The 19,307-nt window shown below is 33.0% G+C and carries 15 protein-coding genes and 2 pseudogenes; 3 read left to right on the forward strand and 14 right to left on the reverse strand.

Going from position 1 to position 19,307, the window contains the following annotated elements; translation table 11 throughout:
* The 14 genes and pseudogenes from ACFS3A_RS00005 to ACFS3A_RS00070 form a co-directional block, all read right to left on the reverse strand.
* Window positions 1-86, reverse strand: a pseudogene (locus ACFS3A_RS00005) (REP-associated tyrosine transposase); the annotation flags it as partial.
* A 260-nt stretch (window positions 87-346) separates the two neighbouring features.
* Entirely contained in the window at window positions 347-871 is a 525-nt protein-coding gene (locus tag ACFS3A_RS00010) for a hypothetical protein (protein WP_379823079.1), read from the reverse strand.
* A 539-nt stretch (window positions 872-1,410) separates the two neighbouring features.
* A pseudogene (locus ACFS3A_RS00015) lies at window positions 1,411-1,710 on the reverse strand (transposase); the annotation flags it as partial.
* Between the two features lie 443 nt (window positions 1,711-2,153).
* Window positions 2,154-2,645 (reverse strand): hypothetical protein, encoded by a 492-nt coding sequence (locus tag ACFS3A_RS00020; protein WP_179002469.1) that lies wholly within the window; start codon window positions 2,643-2,645, stop codon window positions 2,154-2,156.
* Window positions 2,645-6,031, reverse strand: a complete 3,387-nt coding sequence (locus ACFS3A_RS00025) for a hypothetical protein (protein ID WP_379823081.1) — start codon at window positions 6,029-6,031, stop codon at window positions 2,645-2,647. Before ACFS3A_RS00025 ends, ACFS3A_RS00020 begins: the two co-directional genes overlap by 1 nt.
* Window positions 6,031-8,190, reverse strand: coding sequence for a hypothetical protein (locus tag ACFS3A_RS00030; RefSeq protein ID WP_379823082.1), 2,160 nt, complete (start codon window positions 8,188-8,190; stop codon window positions 6,031-6,033). Before ACFS3A_RS00030 ends, ACFS3A_RS00025 begins: the two co-directional genes overlap by 1 nt.
* Window positions 8,191-8,219: 29 nt before the next feature.
* A complete protein-coding gene (locus ACFS3A_RS00035; protein WP_379823083.1) occupies window positions 8,220-8,717 on the reverse strand; it encodes a hypothetical protein in 498 nt (165 codons plus the stop codon).
* Between the two features lie 27 nt (window positions 8,718-8,744).
* Complete coding sequence (locus ACFS3A_RS00040) at window positions 8,745-9,197, reverse strand: CHAP domain-containing protein (RefSeq protein WP_091498012.1); 453 nt, start codon at window positions 9,195-9,197, stop codon at window positions 8,745-8,747.
* Window positions 9,194-9,415 (reverse strand): methyl-accepting chemotaxis protein, encoded by a 222-nt coding sequence (locus ACFS3A_RS00045; RefSeq protein ID WP_179002457.1) that lies wholly within the window; start codon window positions 9,413-9,415, stop codon window positions 9,194-9,196. Before ACFS3A_RS00045 ends, ACFS3A_RS00040 begins: the two co-directional genes overlap by 4 nt.
* A gap of 373 nt (window positions 9,416-9,788) precedes the next feature.
* The gene (locus ACFS3A_RS00050; RefSeq protein ID WP_091498003.1) at window positions 9,789-10,043 is read right to left on the reverse strand and encodes a hypothetical protein; all 255 of its coding nucleotides are present in this window, start codon (window positions 10,041-10,043) and stop codon (window positions 9,789-9,791) included.
* A 413-nt stretch (window positions 10,044-10,456) separates the two neighbouring features.
* Complete coding sequence (locus ACFS3A_RS00055; RefSeq protein WP_379823085.1) at window positions 10,457-10,657, reverse strand: hypothetical protein; 201 nt, start codon at window positions 10,655-10,657, stop codon at window positions 10,457-10,459.
* Window positions 10,658-10,779: 122 nt separating this feature from the next.
* Window positions 10,780-11,490 (reverse strand): DUF3164 family protein, encoded by a 711-nt coding sequence (locus ACFS3A_RS00060; RefSeq protein WP_379823086.1) that lies wholly within the window; start codon window positions 11,488-11,490, stop codon window positions 10,780-10,782.
* Between the two features lie 11 nt (window positions 11,491-11,501).
* Window positions 11,502-11,780 carry a hypothetical protein gene (locus ACFS3A_RS00065; RefSeq protein WP_379823087.1) on the reverse strand — a complete coding sequence of 93 codons (279 nt, stop codon included), beginning with the start codon at window positions 11,778-11,780 and terminating at the stop codon, window positions 11,502-11,504.
* The gene (locus ACFS3A_RS00070) at window positions 11,777-11,911 is read right to left on the reverse strand and encodes a hypothetical protein (protein WP_379823089.1); all 135 of its coding nucleotides are present in this window, start codon (window positions 11,909-11,911) and stop codon (window positions 11,777-11,779) included. The genes ACFS3A_RS00065 and ACFS3A_RS00070 overlap by 4 nt, the downstream gene beginning before the upstream one ends.
* 306 nt (window positions 11,912-12,217) lie before the next feature.
* Here ACFS3A_RS00070 and ACFS3A_RS00075 point away from each other — a divergent pair, with 306 nt between their 5' ends.
* The 3 genes from ACFS3A_RS00075 to ACFS3A_RS00085 all read left to right on the forward strand — a co-directional run bounded on the left by ACFS3A_RS00075 (window position 12,218) and on the right by ACFS3A_RS00085 (window position 19,304).
* Window positions 12,218-12,901 (forward strand): S24 family peptidase, encoded by a 684-nt coding sequence (locus tag ACFS3A_RS00075; RefSeq protein WP_379823090.1) that lies wholly within the window; start codon window positions 12,218-12,220, stop codon window positions 12,899-12,901.
* A gap of 597 nt (window positions 12,902-13,498) precedes the next feature.
* Window positions 13,499-16,555, forward strand: a complete 3,057-nt coding sequence (locus ACFS3A_RS00080) for a beta-L-arabinofuranosidase domain-containing protein (protein WP_379823091.1) — start codon at window positions 13,499-13,501, stop codon at window positions 16,553-16,555.
* Window positions 16,556-16,616: 61 nt separating this feature from the next.
* A complete protein-coding gene (locus ACFS3A_RS00085; protein ID WP_379823093.1) occupies window positions 16,617-19,304 on the forward strand; it encodes a DUF5695 domain-containing protein in 2,688 nt (895 codons plus the stop codon).
* Window positions 19,305-19,307: the final 3 nt, after the last annotated feature.

A 19,307-nucleotide genomic window follows, 5' to 3' on the forward strand; every position in this document is an offset into this window, starting at 1 on the left:
CTTGTAAATATATCTATCCATCCTACAGCAGTTATTGTTATAAAATATGCTTCCTCGGTTGTTGTTGCTTTGTATTTTGTCGACATGTCTTTTTTCCTACAAAAATAAAAAGTATAGCATGAAATTTCACTTTTTATTTATAGAGGTTTGAAGGAGTCACTTTGCGGGCACAGATTACAAATCTGCGCTATCGTTGCTGAAATATATCTGTGTGAACATTTTTTTCAAAGAGTACTTTCCAATCTTTGCGGGCACGGATTGCAAATCCGCGCTATCGTTGCAGAGATAAATCTGCGCGATCAGGTACAAATCTGCGCGATCGGGTTGCAAATCCGCGCTATCGGGATTAAAATTCTCTTTCTAATTGAGCAACATATTGAGTTTGTGTTAAATTGAAATCATTAGATTCTAATATTAAACTAAAAATTATATTATTCAAAGTAATTAAAAAATGAGTATCTGATGTTGACCATCTTTTGTATTTTGATGGATTGACTTTTATTGCAGCAAAGGCTTCACCAATTATGGCTTTATAATAATCACCTGCAAGACATTGTTCTTTGAATTTCTTAAGTTCTATTAAAAAATCTCTCAAGCCTATCGTAGATACTTCATATCTTTCTACTTTGTCAAAATCTCCATATCGAGATACTGCTGCTTCAGAAAATACATGAAACAAATCTGTACCCCAATCTAAATACTCTAGGTTACCAGAAATAACCGCATTTAATTCTGCGAGTGTCTTTGTAATCTCATTTATTGACATTTCAGATAAAGATGATGCTTGATCTAAAGCTGAAGAACCAACTCCAATCATTACATATCTTTGTGAATAATATCTTGTTACTGTTAATTGATATTCATATGACATATTTGATCTTTTTATTATTTTTTATTTTTTCGGTATCACAGTTCCATAAGGTAATGTACGGCTAGGCATTGTTGTTGGTGTAATCATTACTTCAGTGCCAATACATAAATGCATCTTTCCTCCTTCGCTTGTTTTTCCTACCCATGTGTTAGAACTTCTGTTTGGCCTAATTTGTATCCAGTCATCTAAAGTTAAATTGTGTCTGCCATATGTTATTTCAATAAGAACCTTATCTTCATTCATCCCCGTAAAACCCCGATCGCGCGGATTTGAAATCCGTGCCCGCAACAGTAAGACACAAAGCCAATTATTAAAACAGAATTTACGTTTTTTTATTTACCGTTCGTTAGCGCAGATTTGCAATCTGTGCCCGCAACAGTAAGACACAAAACAAATCACTAAAGCAAAAGTTACACAATAAATGTACTTTTTTATAATTACAAATAATATTCTCCAATCTTTGTGGGCACGGATTGCAAATCCGCGCTATCGTTGCGGAGATAGATCTGCGCGATCGGGTGCTAACGTTGCGGGACAAATCTGCGCGATCGGGTTTCATCTATTATAGTCTGTAGTATTTTTTTTGATGTAAATTTTTTAAAATCTCTAATAATATCAGATAATACAAAACCATTTGTACCTTTACATAATAAATGAATATGGCTGCTCATAATGCAATAGGCATAAATTTCTAAACCTTTATTGTCCTGACAATACTTTAAAGCGCTTATCAAAATATTTTTCTGATTTAGTCTTGTAAATATATCTATCCATCCTACAGCAGTTATTGTTATAAAATATGCTTCCTCGGTTGTTGTTGCTTTGTATTTTGTCGACACGTCTTTTTTCCTACAAAAATAAAAAGTATAGCATGAAATTTTACTTTTTAGTTGTAGAGGTTTGAAGGAGTCACTTTGTGTGCACAGATTACAAATCTGCGTTATCGATGTTGAAATATATCTGTGCGAACATTTTTTTCAAAGAGTACTTTCCAATCTTTGCGGGCACGGATTGCAAATCCGCGCTATCGTTGCAGAGATAAATCTGCGCGATCAGGTACAAATCTGCGCGATCGGGTTGCAAATCCGCGCTATCGGGATAAATCTGCGCGATCGGGTAAATAATCTTGCCATTTCCATTCCCGTCTGAGGTAAATCTGCGCGATCGGGATTAAAATTTATTTTTTATTGACTGATATGAGCTCTCTATTAATATCTCTTTAGTGGTATTAAGAGTCTCTGGAGCACTTCGCACAGCAATTACTAACATTTCATAGAACGGGTCAATATACATAAACTTTAAAAGGTTGGTTTTGATTTATAGCATATTGAAAAAAAAGTTTAAGTTCATTTAATAAGAATATTAGTTGATGAGTATCACCATCAAAGAATTCATCTTTAGTAAAACATAAAACTTTTAGATAATCTAGATTGTTATCATACAAATTGACAAAATTAGATTCTCCACCATATTTTGTAATTAAATTTTGTGGTTCATTACTTAAATTAGGAATTAATTCAGAATCAATAAAAGATATAACAGTATTGATTTCTGAAATAATAAAATGTACCATATTATTATCATTTGTAATATTATCCAATTGAATTCCATTTTCAATTCTATAACTCCATTCAGATATTGTTGCATTTATTAATTTTTTTCCTTTAATTGGATCTATTTGTTTGGCATAATACATTAATAAGGCATATGTGCCAAAATCAAATGTTAACTCTTGATCATTTAATTCAAAAATCTTGACTCTTGTATTTCCCATTATTTTAGTTTGTTTTTAACTGATTGATATGAACTTTCTATTAGTTCATCTTTACTTGTGTTTAATACTTCTGGATCAATTTTTTGAAAATCATTAATTTGATCATATGATAATTTTATTTTTTGTCTAAATGTGGATGGAAGTTCATTATATTCTTTTCCTGTTCTTAAATCTTTAAAAAATATTTTTGCTTCGTAAATTTCATCTACTTTCGTTTTAACAGCTTTTAAAAGTGGAGTACTAATAATGTAATTTTTTAATTCACTACCATTATCTGGAAGGTTTCTCATTACATTTTGCATCTTTTTAAAGTCCATTTTGGCATTATGAGCTCCAGCATCTAATTTCATACTAATTAGTTTTTCGATTTTAGTTGTACTGCTATTAAATAATAATCCATCAATTTCTTGAATCGTACCTCCGATTTTTTTCCCACTAGCATTATAAAATCTCATATCAACTGATAGATAAACATTTTCATTACTATTAATAATTCCCTTAAAATAGTTTTCTGCAGGTAGCTCTATTAGCAAACCATTTGACCATTTTTGACCGTCAAAAAGGAATTCTTCAGCTCTTGGTTTTCTCAATGGATCAGTGAACCAATCTGTAATGTTTCTTGTAACCATTTTTTCTTTTACTTCATTTAAAGGCTTTTGCAATTTATTAATAGTTATGTTATCAAAATCGTTTATCAACCAAAAATCTTTATTATTTTTCAGCAGTAATTTTTTTGCAGCATCAACACCAAGATATTCGGGTATTTTTTTTTGGTTATTAACAAGTACATCAAAAAAGATGCCTTCTTCGTTTCCGAGATTATCCATAAATGATAGTCTGTTGTTAATTCTAGCTCTTTCTAAATACCATCTTGATGAATCTTCACTATAGTAATTTTTATATGCTTTAGTTCTGGCTGTACTTGAAACAACTGATATTTCATTTCTTTCTAATACATCAAGTTGTTTTAGCTCTTCCCAATTATCAAGTGTACTAGTTTTATTTAAAGAATTCCAAAATTTAGCTTCCGAATTTTCTATTTCACCAAAATCTCTATAGAAAGCTCGTTTAAGGTCATCACTATAACTTGTATATCGAGTAATTATAACATTAGTTGCTTCAAGTTGAGGTAAAGTTGATAATTTTGTTTCAAAAGAAATTACGTCGTTAACCTTATCTCCAAGAAGTGTTTGCATTACCGATTTTACTTCAGCGGGCATACCAATTGTTCCTGCGGCATCAATCAAAGCATATTCTGCTGCAGTAACTGCTTTATATCTACAATAAATAGTTCCTCCACCAGAAACCAAAGCTATATATAAGAATGCTTTATTAGCATTTTCTCTAGCTTTTCTTTGTTCTTCGGTAGGCAATTGTATAGCATTGTATTGACCAAGTGCATAAATTGTTGAAGCTGAAATTGAAGTTGCAAATGAACCAGCTTCAAGGCCTGTCCATACTAATACTTCTTCTGCCGCAGCTAATTCTCCACTTAGAGCGGCACGAATTTTTGTAATATGTTTTAAATATTGTAAATTTTTTAATTGAGTAATACCTCCAAACGTAAAAAATAATACGACCTCTATTCCAATAGTTACTGCTAAAGCTATTTTCGCATCAATTTTTAAAATTCTTTTAAAGTCGTCAGAATAATAAAATAAGAAAGCAGGTATAGGCTGGTCATTAGGTAAGATAGTTCTATCATCAGCCTGATGGCCGATTAATGTTAACGATTGATATAAATGATAAGTATTAGGAATAGTTTCATTTCTATCTAAGTTTTGAGCATCAGCTAAATAACGACCGTCAGTACTTAAGTATAAATTGGTAGTGGCAATTTTTTTATTGATAGTCACAAGTTCCTTTTTTAATGTTTTGTCAGTTTGATAATTTACCCAAGTATTGGTTTGAAGTTGCATTTCAGGATCTCCGGAATTAACTGACGAAATTCTGCCACATTCTAAAACAACCGATTTTAAATGGCCATTTTCTTTTTTATAGAAATTAATACCGTCATTAAAAAAGAAAGACTCCGTATTAATTTCTTTGGAAGAATTTACCAAATTATATTTAGATACTTTCCATAATTGATAAACAGCATATACAAAACCCATTCTATTTGTTTTTTCATCTGCAATCCAACTGGCAACTGGTATTCTTTCAATTCTGGCATCATCAAGCATATGAAACAGATAATCAAAATTTGTATTTACACCATTCTCTATTTTTAGGAGAAAGTCTAGAAAATCATTGGCTTGATTCTGTGCTACAGATAAAACTAACCTTACTATAAATTGCTCTTCAGTTTCTGTAATATTTCTTGTTTTAATAAAAAGTAATAGTGTTTTTTTTATAATTTCAATTGGTAACGCAGAAAGAGCATTAATCGGAAGTATTTCTAGTAAATGTTCATATTTTATTTGTTGTGGAAATGTTGATAATGTATGAGGCATTTTATAAGTTTTATTATAAAAACTTACTAAGCCAAGATAATAATATTCAAAATCAGAATACGATGATTGCTCATTAAAGAATGGTTCTAAAATACTTCGATGAGGTAAATTTGAATTTGGATCATAGTAATACCCCCAACTTTTCTTTAAAAGAAATAACATTTTATCGAGATCAGACAAACCACTTAAATCTATATCATTGCTATTAGCAGCTCCTTCTAAAATAAGATCAGAACCTTCGTCACTTAATAGCATTGGAAAAATATCTTCAACAATTTCTCGTATTTTAAAAATAATTAAAATAACTATCTTCTTTAATTTTCTTTTATCAGCATCATTAGAATATTGATTAATGTAATTTCCTAGATTTTTATTATAAAAATGATAACCGAATCTGTTTGCTGGAGTTATTGGAACCGAAATAGTTTGTGATGTAAATTTATTAGGTAATCTAAGTATATAATCAATTTTTTCAAAACCTTCTGTTGTTGAATCAGAATAACTTCTGATTCCTTTATTGTCTAACGTACTTTCAATTTTAAATTCATATTTTTTTCGGTCATAAAAGAAATCATAAGGAGCATTAAAATTGGTTACACCAACAGAAATAGAATCTCCTGGTCTTGCAAGATATTTGTCAAAATTAAATTTATACCTAAAAATCATGTCTCGACCTAAAGGAATATCCGGTCCTGTGTTTTCAATATATTTAAGAAATTGAGTTTCATCATAATATGCATCAATTAAATCAGATCTTTTTTTATCATTTGTTTTAAACTCTGCTTTAAAATAAAAACGATAATTAATAGAATCACTTAGAATATTTTCTTTGAATGTAAATCCAATTAAAAAACCTTCAATATCAAATTCTAACTTGCTGAACTTCTCAGTTAATTTTACAGGTATTCCTGATTTATATAAAAGTACTACCATTATCCTATATCTTTATTTATGATTAAATATGTGCTTTGTAATTGTTGTTCTGGCATATATTCACTATACCCTTTGCTAAAATGATATCTCCTATCAAAAGAATAAACAAAAATTGATTCTACTGGTTCCGTCAACACATTGTTGCCATCAAGATTTTCAGTCACAACACTCACTCTGTATTTCTGATATTTAACCTCTTCAGGAGAAACCAATTCGTTTTCATCTTCAAAAAGATCAATTAAAAACAAACGAGGATTTTTTACATTGCCAGAAATCAGATCTTTTATAGTCTCATTTTCGGTTTTGGTTAATCCCAGGATAATTTTATTGGGAGTAGAACCATCAAGAGTTTTTAGTTCCAAGCCAGTAATAGTTTGGGTGCTGTCTGTAAACAGTTTTAAATTGTAATAGTAAGGTTCAGGAAGCTGGTAGGTTTTGCTTTTAGTTACAGCACCACTAGCAGAAGCGGTGGTTTTAGTATCTGGTGTAGTGCTTCCGGTTGCAGCAACAGCATTGTTCATAACATCTACAGCTTCTGTGATATAGGTAACACGTTCAATAAATGGTGGCTCTTCAATTCCTGTTTCAATGATATCATTTACGGTAAGCGTTTGTACAATCGAAATTCCCTGCTGTTTTTTATCGTAAAATTCATTAACGAGATTTAGTTTTTCAGAAGTCATTCTGGAATAACTTTCGTCACTGCCCAATTTTAGTAAAGGTTTTGCCTTGATTAAATTGAAAACATTGTCAAAATAGTTGGCTTGTCTGTATAAAATGACCAGATCTCCGTTTTCATCTAATGTTGTTCCAGCAGTATACATATTCACTTTTCCTTGATAAATCAAAAGACTAAGAGAAGCAATATTTTTACCCGCCACTGCAGGAGTTGTTAATTGTATTGTTGAGGTTAAGTCGGCATAATTGCCTTCTTCATCTGGAGGCAGTTGTAAACCATCTGCGTTAATGAAATTGTCTTTTTGTGCATTGGCAACTTTAGCAAGCTGTCCGTAAAAAGCGGTGTTGTTATTGTTGTCGGTTGGAAATTGCAGATAAAGGTTATTTGTTGTAACTGTATTGGTCTGTTCTTGGTTGTTAATTAAAACCGGCCATCCTTTAGTACCGTAAATCTCCGCTGTCATCGGAACTACTTTTGTTGTTGGGTCTTCTAGTAAACCTGTTTTTAGGTTTTCTGGATCTTCGTCAATTTTGTAGTTTCCATAGAAATCGTAGCTGCGGGTTCTGTCACTCTGAATGTAAACGTACCAATTGTTTTTGGTCCAAAAATTATGGAGCAGATCACTAAAAATTGCAGTTCCTTTTTTGTCGGCTTGAACTCCGGAAGCAGTTGTTTTAACAACTCCATTTTCAACATGTGAGCCATAAAAAGCGGCAATGTCAATAAACTGTGTACTTTGTTCACGTTGTAATTTTTGTTTAAAAGCAGTATCACCAGTTACTGTAATTTCTGCAAAAGGTTTACGGGCATATTCTAAATCGAAAACAAACTCACTGTTGTCAAACTCATGTTTGTAATCACCGTAATTAAGGACAACATCAATACCGCATTCTCCTTGCGCAAAATAACCTAACGTTTCACCGCTATCAATAAGCGGAAGTTCAAAAGAATCGTTTTCTTTTATGACATTATCGACAGTTTTAAATTCAGATTCTTTAAAGAAAAGACTAGAAATAGGAGTTTTTACATTTTGTTCAATAGGATTTTCATTGTAGCCAATAAAACTGGCTTTAAAAGCAGGTTTGGTTAAAGTTGTAGTTCCTTGGTAAAAAGCATCAAAGTCATCATTAATTTTGTTTATTAATTGAGAAGTTTGATCATCTTTAATGATTACCTTGTATTCGCCCTCTTTTATAAAAAAATCGCTTTTTCGCAATCCTCTATAAATAAAATACTTGATGTTTAAACCCGGAAAGGGCTGTTTGTAAGGACGTAAAATTAAATTTACTTTGCCATTATTCAGATCTTCCTGAGGTTGTACTAAAACAACGCCTTTACAGATCGAATAGGCTTTTTGGGGAGAGCTTAAAGAGAATCTAGAAGTGAGGTTAAACTTGGTGTTCGAAACGGGACCAAAAGCTTGTGTCTCACTCTGCGTAAATCCTCCAGGCTCTATAAAAAAATGAGACTGTGCTGCCATATTAAGGTATTATTTAAAATTTTGATGTATTAAAACCAAAGTGGTTTATAGGTTTTGTACAAGAATCTGCCAATCAGGAAAAGCAGTGCGATAAGAAGAAATCTTCCTAACCAAATCTGTACTTTTTGCCAAAAGGTTAAATGGTTGACAAACTTGGTAATCGTGATGGTTTTTTCCAGTACGTCTTTTACCTGCTTCGATTTCCAATGGGCGTAGAGTTCCTGTTCTTTCAGGTTGCAGTCTACTTGAAGTGTATTGTTATCCAGTCGAACCCTTGGGCTTTTTAATGTACGCCCTGGTTCGGCTTGAATAACATTTTTAAGCACTACTTTTCCGTTTATACAGTCTAGTAATGCGTTATAAGAACTGCTGTCTTTTGCGATTTTAAAAACAGTGTCGTGTAAAGTTTCGGTAATCGTAATGGTCTGGATTTTATTCTCGTTCTGTACAGGTTTCGGACTTCGGCATGAAATCACGATTAGCAGAATGAAAAAAGAAATAACAACGTATTTGAGCTTTTTAGTCATAATTTAGAATTGGTTTATAAGTTAATTTTACAGACGCAGAAAGCCTTTTATGCTTTTGATATCTCGTTTTCTTCTGGCGACTTTGTAGCCTTCACGGCCTCCGCTATCATTCGTATTTCCTTCGATGGTGTAAATGGTGTTTCCTGCAACTTTTTCGACAAATCCGGCATGACCTGTACCGTTTTTAAAATCCATAATAAAAACATCTCCGGGCTGTGGCAGTTTTTTGACCAAAAGCGGTCTTGAATTGTATTGATCCAAAACGCCTCCTGTTTTCTTCAATGGATTTTTGGCGTTGATTTGAAGTGCGGCTTTTTGAGTACACCAGTAAATAAAAGCCATGCACCAAGCGTATCCTTTGCCGAGCCCGACGCTTCTTAAATAAATTTCTACTTCGGGTCCGGAGTTGCTGTTTCTGGGAATTTCTTCAACCCCAATTTGTGCCGTGGCGATTTCTAATGTTTTTTGGGTAAGTGTCATGCGTGTTTTCCGTTTAACTGTTTGAATTTTTGCAGCTCATCTACCAATTGCTGGTTAATGAGCATGAGTTCTTTGTGCTGTATTTCCATTTTTTTTATGGTGTCTGTTGCCGCTGTAAGTCGGGCGGTAAGGTCGTCTAGAAGATCACGGTAATATTTTACAGCACTTACGGCATTGTCAAGTTCGGCTGCGCGATCTTCAGCCAATGATTTCCGCATCGAGAAAAACCAGGTAATAAAAGCGGCGAAAAATGCGGTTAGAGTGGGGTATAAAAACTGCTCCATTGAATGTGTTTAATGTTGAATGTTAGATTTTAAAAATGTTTTTGGATAACAACTTTTAAGTTGTTTTTTGAGGGAAGCTAAGCTGGATTTTTTCCAGTTTTGAAGTGCAGTTATTTCCTTTTGACATTGCAAAGATTGGGCGAAAAAAGCCCTAAAAAAAACAAATGCAAGGTGCTTGAACATTTGTATTCTAGGGCTTTACAAGGTTGTAAGGAAAGCGAACAAAGCTCGGTTTTGATGGAGGAAATGCCTCATCTTTGCATCACAAAAGGATGTTTTTGAAGATTAAAAAGAAATAGTTTTCTTTTTAAGATGGATTGCGAAGATTTTCCTTATTGTTCATAAGTTCTTCGATTTTTTTTAATTCTGAAGTGATAGGCGTACAAAGAATTTCATACAAAGTAGTGCGTGAAATGGGGTAAACAGGATAAACATATTTACGCCATACAACGGTCGTAGGAATGTCTTCTGTTTTATGTTTTTGATACAATTCTTTGATGAGTTTGTAACGCATTAATTTATTTTTTTGAATTCCGAGACTTCTGTTTGAAGATATAGGCATGAGAGATATTATTTTGAATGAAAGAAAGAAAAAGTTTTTTAAGAAGAACGAAGTTTGAAAAAAGTGAATTGCTTTAATAATAAAGCGATGACATCATATTTAAGACAGCCAAAACCATTTGATCATTTTTATGAATGGTTTTACTCCTCAAATGCCATTTTATATTGAACCTCGTTCTGAGGTAGTATTTGTTAAAGATTTTTATTTAACAATTTAGGTCAGCAAACCCCGCATGACAATCCTGTTTCCAAAACATTTTAAGTTTGGATTCCTGTAGAAAGAATGAGTTTTTGGCTGTTTGTTTTAAGGGCAGAAATCGCCCGTTTTCCGGTTCCTAGTTCTCTTCAGTAAAGAAGAAGAATCAGGAACCATTTTTTTACTTGCAATTTAAGGCTGCAAGGAGAAGTTCATTTTTAGCCTCTGAAAATGGCTGTAGTGTGTTTTTTAAATCTCGGATTTCTAATCACTATACTTTCGTAATGATAAAAAGCCCGACGCTCTTTGCTGGATAAATCATTATTGCAGTTCCAGTTTCCGAGTGCATCTTTAAAGATCGTATGTTCATTTACTTTGTAGCTTTCATGATCTGTAATTGGCTTTATTTTTACGCTCATTTAAGTATTGTTTAAAAGTTGTTTTTAATTTGAAATAAAACCATTCTCTAAATAAAAGTATGGGTTTTAAATTGGTTAGAATTAATAAGATGGTAAGCAACAATGATAAATAAATGTCGTGATTAAGCTGCATGGTTTTGTTCGTTTTGGTTAAAGAAATTGAAAGCATATCCTTGTAAAAAATCAACAGAAGACATCGATAACGGAATATTGGTTCTTACACCATTTTCATCAATTCTGTTTGCTTCAATAAACCAGCTGGAACGCACCGGTTTAAAAGAAGAAGCAATAATTTCTACACCATCTGTAAATTCCTCATTGTTAAATTCTTTTGTAAGTTTTTGAAGTTCTAAAACTCTTGAGCCTTTTAAATTTCCTTTAGCATCTTTTTTTAAAAGATTGAAAACAATTTTTACAAGTGAAGCCGTTTCTTTGCTGGTAGAAAGTGATGAAATGTAATTTTGTACTTTCTCAATTCCGATAGTTACCGTATCGTCCCAGCCTTCATTAATTCGATAGCCAATCGTAATCTCTTCCTTGTCATTAGAAAAAGTATGAGACATTTGTTTTTCTTTAAAACCATACACCTGATTTTTTAAATCCAGAATAGTTTCAAACAATTGAAAAGTTTCGGTTTTGGCATTACGCATCATTTCAGAAGTTTCGTGTAATCTTGAAAGCGCTTTTGGAATCGTTTCTGCTACCAGTTTTTTATAAGCATCTCTTTCTTCCAGTTTTTTACTCTCAATTTTATTTAGAGCTTCTTTTAGTTGTTGTGCGGAAAACTGAGATAAGTCCATAGTTTTGAAATTGTTGGCTGTTGAAGTGTTCATAAGAGTTGTTTTTAGGCGTTTAATAAAATTTCTTCTTTAAAAGGATCTCCGTAATAAGGTTTAAAATTATGCTGAAATGCTAGTTTTGAAACTTCTTTCAGTTTGTTTTCAATAATGGGAGAAACAGGACGGGGAGTAGCAGCTTCGTTATCCAGGATATGCATCCATTGAAAACGTTCCTGGTTGATACAGATTCTTTCTCCGGCAGTGAAAGTTTTCTTTTTTTCAGAACAATATTGAAGTGCCAGATATAATGTTGCAATACGTTCTTCGATTTGTAGTTTGTTCATGGTTTTTTTTCTAATTGATTTTTTAATTTTTGGATATCAGATTCGATTAAACTTCTTTCAGGACTATTTGGATTTTCAATCAGCCAGTTTTCCAGTTCCCGAATTTTTTGTTTGATTTGATTTGTTTCCATTTCGATTTGTATTAGATAATATTGAAATTTGTTGTTTTTTGAATTTTAGAGATTATATTTTTAGGATTCGTAGTATTTTCCATTCTTTTCTTTTTTTAGGGTAGTATTTTTCTTTTTTGTGTTTTTACTATTTTGTTTGTTGTAAATGAGTTAATTATCGTGGTTTTTAAACTTTCTGATTTTGGCTTTTATTATAATTTATTGACTTAACCTATTGTTTTTCAATTTTATTTTTCTTTACTTTGCAAATATAATGTAAAATAATACATTAAAACAAATCTTTAACGTAAAATAATACATCTTTTTATGGGGTCAACGGAAAGAGTGCGGGAATATCTTGATTATAAAGGGATTACTAAGTATAAGTTTTGTAATGATTTAGGTTTTTCTAATAAGTTTTTAGATAATAGTAGTAATATGGGAACGGATAAGGCGTGTAAAATATTACACTATTATCCGGACTTAAATTCAGAGTGGTTATTAACGGGAAATGGATCAATGATAAAGGAAGAAAATACTAGTATTGTGATTATGAATAATGATAGAAAAACAGTTGATTCGCTACATGTAAATCAGGAAATACCGTTGTATGATTTAGAAGCGGTTGCAGGATTGCGGGAATTGTTTAGTAGTGGCGAACCACAAAGAATTCTGGATACAATAAAAATTCCAAATCTTCCAAAATGTGACGGAGCAATTTCTGTAACTGGAGATAGTATGTATCCTTTATTGAAATCAGGAGATATTATTTTGTATAAGGAAACAGAATTTGAAAATATATTTTTTGGAGAAATGTATCTTTTAAGTGTAAAACTCAATGATTGGGAAGAGTATATTACAGTAAAATATGTTCAGAAATCGGATCAGGGGCAGGAATATGTAAAATTAGTAAGTCAGAATTCTCATCATCAGCCAAAAGATATTCATGTTTCAAAAATATCAGCATTGGCACTTATAAAAGCGAGTATCCGTATTAATACAATGATGTAGAAAATTTTTCTTTGTAATAAAATCAGGTAATTTAAAATACAAAAAGGCAGAAAATATTTTCTGCCTTTTTGTATTTATAGCTCTTAAGAAAACATCTGATTTTCGAAATGAGATAACCTTTTCATTATTAATTATTCTCATTTTTAGATTTGCTTTCTTGTTTATCAAAATGATCTTTCAGAAGGTCACTTTCATAAAATGTTCTCAAGTTCGATGACACGAGAAATTACCGCTTTTTCATCCCTTAAATAAATATCAATACGACCGGGCACCATAAGCTATAAATGACAAAGAACTTCTTTAATAAGGTGATGGGGCTATTCGAATTATTCTGCAAAACTGTTAAAATGTTTAATTTAAGATAATATAGTATTGGCTTAGGATAAAATATAGTTGAATTAATTTGCTTATTGCTTCTAATTTTACAATTGTCAAAATATTTAAAGAGCTAAGAATTATTGGCTATTTTTGATAAATGTATATTTTACACAATTAAAAAAAGGAGGATATAAGTATCTTTAATTTATAAAAGTGTTTTTCTTGCATTTTAATTCTTCTGATTTAAAGTTAAAAATGAAATATTAAATTTTTTTGAATATGAGAATATCCGGACTATTACTATTTGCAATGCTGAGTTTTGGCTCAATGAATACAACAACTTTATGGGCACAAGGCGGAGATCAGATTCTGGATGGCATTGGCGAAACAGAATTGATTGCACGTTATGTGTTTGATGGCGATGTAAAAGATTGGTCCCGAAATAATTTGCATGGTACAATAGTAGAGTCAAAAATGAAATTTGAGAATGATGCTCAATTTGGAAAAGTACTTTCTTTGACTGCTGATAGCAATGCTTATGTAACGATTCCGGGAAGTGTATTTGCTAATGAAGAATCATTAAGTATTTCAGGATGGATTTACCTGCTTTCTAATCAGCGAAATCAGCATTTTTTTGATTTCGGAAAAAATAGTAAAACCCATTTTTTTGTTGCTCCAACTGGAAGTAAAGAAAAATCTAATCTGCAAACAGAAATTACAACTGCGGCAGGAGAAAAGTACAAGACGGATGGCCCTGTTTTGGAACTTAATAAATGGGTTCATTTGGTAGTTGTAATTGATATTCCGTCAAAGTCTTTAAATACTTATGTTAATGGCGTTTTAACAGGTACGACTAAAATTGCAAAATTAAAATTGGACCAATTATTTGATTCTAATACAGCAAAAAATAATGTTTTAAACATTGGAAAATCAATTTCGCCTGAAGATCCTTATTTAAAAGCAAAATTGCATGATTTTAGAATCTACCGAGTTCCTTTAACAGAAAAACAGATCGGAAAAATTTACCATAATTCTTTAAAAAGCGAAGCTGAAGAAGAGGAACCGGAACAGCCGACAGGCGATCTGCCAAAATATCCTGTGAAAACTCCTCAATTGTATAATCAATATCTAACGGGCGTTTCAGATATCAAAGTACAGACTGTAGTGGGAGATCTTCCCAGATTACCTGGAACTTTAAAAGGAATATATGCTAACGGAATTGAAGGCCCTGAAGTTAAAGTAATTTGGCCTGCACCGACGGATAATAGTTCTGTTCTAAAAGCAGGACAATATACTGTGACTGGAATAGTTTCGGGAACAGATTTAAAACCTAAAGCAGTTGTCACAGTACAAGCGGCGAAAGAAGCTGCACCACCAGAACTTAAACTGAAAACTTTCGAATTAGATGAAGTAGCATTAAGCTCAGATTCTCATGGACATGACACAAAATTTATTGAGAATAGAGAGAAGTTCATTAAAACACTTGCAGCAACAAATCCGGATTCGTTCTTGTACATGTTTCGAAATGCTTTTGGACAAAAACAACCAGAAAATGCAGAAGCTTTAGGCGTTTGGGATACACAGGATACTAAATTACGAGGTCATGCAACAGGTCATTATTTAACCGCAATCGCTCAGGCGTATGCAAGTACAGGATATGACAGTGCGTTACATGAAGATTTCGCCAAAAAAATGGATTATCTGGTCGATACGCTTTATGATTTGGCTCAAATGTCTGGAAAACCTCAAACAGCTGGAGGAGTTTCAGTATCAGATCCTACGGCAGTTCCTTTTGGGCCAGGTAAAACAGCTTATGATTCTGATTTAAGTACGGAAGGAATTCGTACCGATTATTGGAATTGGGGAAAAGGTTTTATCAGTGCTTATCCGCCGGATCAATTTATAATGCTGGAAAAAGGAGCTAATTACGGAGGACAGAAAACACAGATTTGGGCGCCCTATTATACTTTACATAAAATTTTGGCTGGTTTATTAGATGTTTACGAAGTAAGCGGTAATAAGAAAGCACTTGAAATATCAAAAGGTATGGGAGACTGGGTGTATGCCAGAATGAAAAAACTGCCTAATGAAACACTCATCAGTATGTGGAACAGATACATTGCCGGAGAATTTGGAGGAATGAATGAAGTGATGGCACGTCTTTACAGAATAACAAATGAAAAACAATATCTTGAAGTTGCCCAGTTATTCGATAACATTAAAGTATTTTATGGCGATGCTAAACATTCAAACGGATTAGCTAAAAATGTAGATACTTTTCGAGGTTTGCATGCCAATCAGCATATTCCACAGATTGTGGGTGCGCTTGAAATGTATCACGATTCCAAAACACCTGAATATTATCACATTGCTGACAATTTCTGGTATAAAACCACAAATGATTATATGTACAGCATTGGAGGTGTTGCTGGGGCAAGTAATCCTGCCAATGCGGAATGTTTTATCAGTCAGCCATCAACAATTTATGAGAACGGATTTTCTGCAGGCGGACAAAACGAAACTTGTGCGACTTACAATATGCTGAAATTGACCAGCGGTTTATTCCTTTACGATCAGCGTGCGGAGTATATGGATTATTATGAAAGAGGCTTATACAATCATATTTTGGCTTCGGTAGCAGAGAATACACCTGCCAATACTTACCATGTTCCTTTGAGACCAGGTTCAATAAAACAATTTGGTAATCCAAAAATGGATGGTTTTACGTGTTGTAACGGAACAGCTTTGGAAAGCAGCACCAAATTGCAGAACTCCATTTATTTTAAAAGCATTGATAATCAAGCGTTATATGTTAATCTGTATGTACCGTCAACAGTAAAATGGAAAGAAAAAAATATAATGATAGAACAGACGACTTCTTTTCCAAATGAAGATCATACACAATTAACGATCAAAGGAGAAGGTAAATTTGATTTAAATGTACGTGTACCACATTGGGCAACGAAAGGATTTTTTGTAAAAATAAATGGAAAAGAGGTCAAAGTAAAAGCGGTTCCAGGCAGTTATCTTACGTTGAATCGTAAATGGAAAGACGGAGACAAAATTGAATTGCGCATGCCATTTCAATTTCATTTAGATCCTGTAATGGATCAGCAGAATATTGCCAGTTTATTTTATGGGCCGGTTTTATTGGCGGCTCAGGAAACAGAACCGCTTAAAGAATGGCGAAAAATAACTTTAGATGCCAAAGATTTAAGTAAATCAATAAAAGGGGATCCGGAGAAATTAGAATTTGTTGTTGACGGAATACCATTTAAACCATTTTACAATACATACGGACGTCATTCGGTTTATCTGGATGTTACTTTGAAATAGATTGAAATAAAAAACAAGACCAAAACCAAACAAAAAACAAACTAAACAAGCATAAACAAAGATGGGAAACAAAAAATACAGACTTGGTTTATTATTATTTTTGGGCTGTACACTAAGTATTCAGGCTCAGGATTATTGGAGTAGAATTGAACAAAAAACACCTTCTTTGGGTATTGCAGAAGTTTATCAAAAAATAAATACACCTGCTTTTCAATTAAAACTGGTTAAAGCATCGCAAACAGTCGCAGGTTTAAGACCCATTAAAAACTTAAACTTTGATTTTACGCCTAGTGACCGACTTGAAATTAGAGACAAAGACGGATTGTATCATCTTGGAGATATCAATTTAAGAATTAAAGAAGGCAATGGCGATTGGCAGAGTTATTCTACAGCAGCAAAACGAGCAGCGGTTACTCCTTTGGAAACTTCATCAAAAGTTTTAGCGGCAGCTGATTTAGCAAATACTTTACCTGCTAATATTCCGGTAACAATCAAACGTTTTTATGAACTTGATGGTAATCAATTAGTAATGCGGTTTGAAATTACAAATAAATCAGATAATCCTATTGAGATTGGCGCATTAGGTATTCCAATGGTTTTCAATAATATTTTAGAAGGAAAATCTCTTAATGAAACACATGCCCAAAATGTATTTTTTGATCCGTATATAGGAAGGGATGCTGGTTATCTGGAAGTAAAAAGATTAAGCGGAGAAGGGCCTGCATTAGTAGTGCTTCCAAAAGAAAATATGCCTTTTGAAGCGTATCGTCCGTTATTGGATGATCCGACGCCGAGAAGTATTGTTTTTGAAGGTTTTCACGAATGGATGGTCTACAGTAAAGCTTACGCAGAAAATGAGTGGAAAAATGCACAGCAATGGAATACACCGACTTCATTAGTATTGAAACCGAAAGAGTCTAAAAACTTCTCTCTAAAACTCGTACTTTCTGAAGGAATTGAAGACATCCAAAATACACTTGTAAAAGAAGAACTTGCTGTTGCAACCAGTATTCCGGGATATGTATTGCCTCAGGATATTAAATCACAATTGTTTTTGAATTATAAAAGCGAGGTAAGCTCATTTGAAATTGAACCTAAAGGAGCATTGCAGATAAAAGAAGACGGAAAAACGCCAAAAGGATTAAAAAAATATAGTGTTCATGGTGTTAAATGGGGACGCGCCGTATTGACAATCAATTATAAAAATGGTATAAAACAAACCATCAATTATAAAATTATTAAACCTGAAAATGAAGTGATTAAAGATTTCGGTCATTTCTTAACCACAGAACAATGGTTCGATCAGCCGGATCCTATTTTCAAAAGAAATCCTTCGGTAATTAGTTATGATTACGAAACCAAAAAGCAACTGACTCAGGACAGCAGAGCTTGGGTGGCTGGTTTAAGTGACGAAGGTGGAGCAGGAGGCTGGTTGGCAGCAATTATGAAACAGCATATTCAGCCTGATAAAGAAGAAATCAAAAAATTAGAGCAATTTGTAGATAAAACACTTTGGGGCAATATTCAGTATAGCGAAGGAAAAAATAAATACGGAGTTAAAAAAAGTGTTTTTTATTACGAGCCAGATTCTTTGTCAAAAGGAACTTACAGTTCAGATGTAGATTATAAAACCTGGGCAGCATGGAAACATAAAGAAGCAAACGATCCGGGAAGATCTTATAATTATCCTCACGTTGCCGCAGCTTATTGGACATTGTATCGATTAGCGAGATACAATAAAGATTTGGTAGATACCAGAACTTGGGATTGGTATTTAAAGCAAGCCTATCATACTTCAATCGCAATGACAGAATTGGCGCCTTATTATGCTCAGTTTGGTCAAATGGAAGGTTCGGTATTTTTGTTTATTTTGGAAGATTTGAAAAATGAAAATATGACTGAAATGGCAGCTGATTTAGAAGCAAAAATGAAAGACAGAGCCAATCATTGGAAAGCATTGGATTATCCTTTTGGAAGCGAAATGCCTTGGGATTCTACTGGTCAGGAAGAAGTATATATGTGGTCGGATTATTTTGGTTATGATGAAAAAGCCGATGTAACTTTAAACGCAATTTTAGCTTATATGCCAACAATGCCGCATTGGGCTTATAACGGTAATGCACGAAGATATTGGGATTTTTTATACGGAGGAAAATTATCAAGAGTAGAACGCCAGATTCATCATTATGGGTCTTCTTTAAATGCAATTCCGGTATTGAGACAATACAGAAAAAAATCGGATGATTTGTATTTATTGAAAGTAGGTTATGGCGGTCTTTTAGGCGGAATTTCAAATATTACCGAAGACGGATTTGGTTCTGCCGCTTTTCACTCTTATCCAACAGAGTTAAGAATTGATTATTTGTCAGGAGATTACGGTTCTGGTTTTTATGGTTACGCAGTAAATACAGCAACTTACATTACAAAAGATGCTGATTTAGGCTGGCTGGCTTTTGGTGGTAATGTTACTGTAAAAGGCGATTTAGTAAGCGTAAAATTAACTACAGTTGCAAAATCTAAAGTATTCTTTGCACCAAAACAATTGTGGTTAACATTAGATGCAGGAACTTTTGATACCATTACTTATAATACAAAAACAGAGGAAGTTGAAATTACTTTGAGCAGTAAAAACGAATTCACTCCAAATGCTTATTTAAGAATCGATAAAGATATAAAGCTTTCTTATCCAAAAGTGAGAGGGGCGTATGAAATACCGTTGACCAATAAAGCGACTAAAATTAAATTATAATAT

This window comes from Flavobacterium notoginsengisoli, from assembly GCF_042686225.1.
GTDB classification, from domain to species: domain Bacteria; phylum Bacteroidota; class Bacteroidia; order Flavobacteriales; family Flavobacteriaceae; genus Flavobacterium; species Flavobacterium notoginsengisoli.

Bases quoted from the DNA above. Each gene is read 5' to 3' on its own strand.
- ACFS3A_RS00085 (WP_379823093.1), top strand. From the start codon at position 16,617: ATGGGAAACAAAAAATACAGACTTGGTTTATTATTATTTTTGGGCTGT.
- ACFS3A_RS00020 (WP_179002469.1), bottom strand. From the start codon at position 2,645: ATGGGAAATACAAGAGTCAAGATTTTTGAATTAAATGATCAAGAGTTA.
- ACFS3A_RS00025 (WP_379823081.1), bottom strand. From the start codon at position 6,031: ATGGTAGTACTTTTATATAAATCAGGAATACCTGTAAAATTAACTGAG.
- ACFS3A_RS00050 (WP_091498003.1), bottom strand. From the start codon at position 10,043: ATGCCTATATCTTCAAACAGAAGTCTCGGAATTCAAAAAAATAAATTA.
- ACFS3A_RS00045 (WP_179002457.1), bottom strand. From the start codon at position 9,415: ATGCGGAAATCATTGGCTGAAGATCGCGCAGCCGAACTTGACAATGCC.
- ACFS3A_RS00060 (WP_379823086.1), bottom strand. From the start codon at position 11,490: ATGAACACTTCAACAGCCAACAATTTCAAAACTATGGACTTATCTCAG.
- ACFS3A_RS00035 (WP_379823083.1), bottom strand. From the start codon at position 8,717: ATGACTAAAAAGCTCAAATACGTTGTTATTTCTTTTTTCATTCTGCTA.
- ACFS3A_RS00065 (WP_379823087.1), bottom strand. From the start codon at position 11,780: ATGAACAAACTACAAATCGAAGAACGTATTGCAACATTATATCTGGCA.
- ACFS3A_RS00080 (WP_379823091.1), top strand. From the start codon at position 13,499: ATGAGAATATCCGGACTATTACTATTTGCAATGCTGAGTTTTGGCTCA.
- ACFS3A_RS00040 (WP_091498012.1), bottom strand. From the start codon at position 9,197: ATGACACTTACCCAAAAAACATTAGAAATCGCCACGGCACAAATTGGG.
- ACFS3A_RS00055 (WP_379823085.1), bottom strand. From the start codon at position 10,657: ATGAGCGTAAAAATAAAGCCAATTACAGATCATGAAAGCTACAAAGTA.
- ACFS3A_RS00030 (WP_379823082.1), bottom strand. From the start codon at position 8,190: ATGGCAGCACAGTCTCATTTTTTTATAGAGCCTGGAGGATTTACGCAG.
- ACFS3A_RS00070 (WP_379823089.1), bottom strand. From the start codon at position 11,911: ATGGAAACAAATCAAATCAAACAAAAAATTCGGGAACTGGAAAACTGG.
- ACFS3A_RS00010 (WP_379823079.1), bottom strand. From the start codon at position 871: ATGTCATATGAATATCAATTAACAGTAACAAGATATTATTCACAAAGA.
- ACFS3A_RS00075 (WP_379823090.1), top strand. From the start codon at position 12,218: ATGGGGTCAACGGAAAGAGTGCGGGAATATCTTGATTATAAAGGGATT.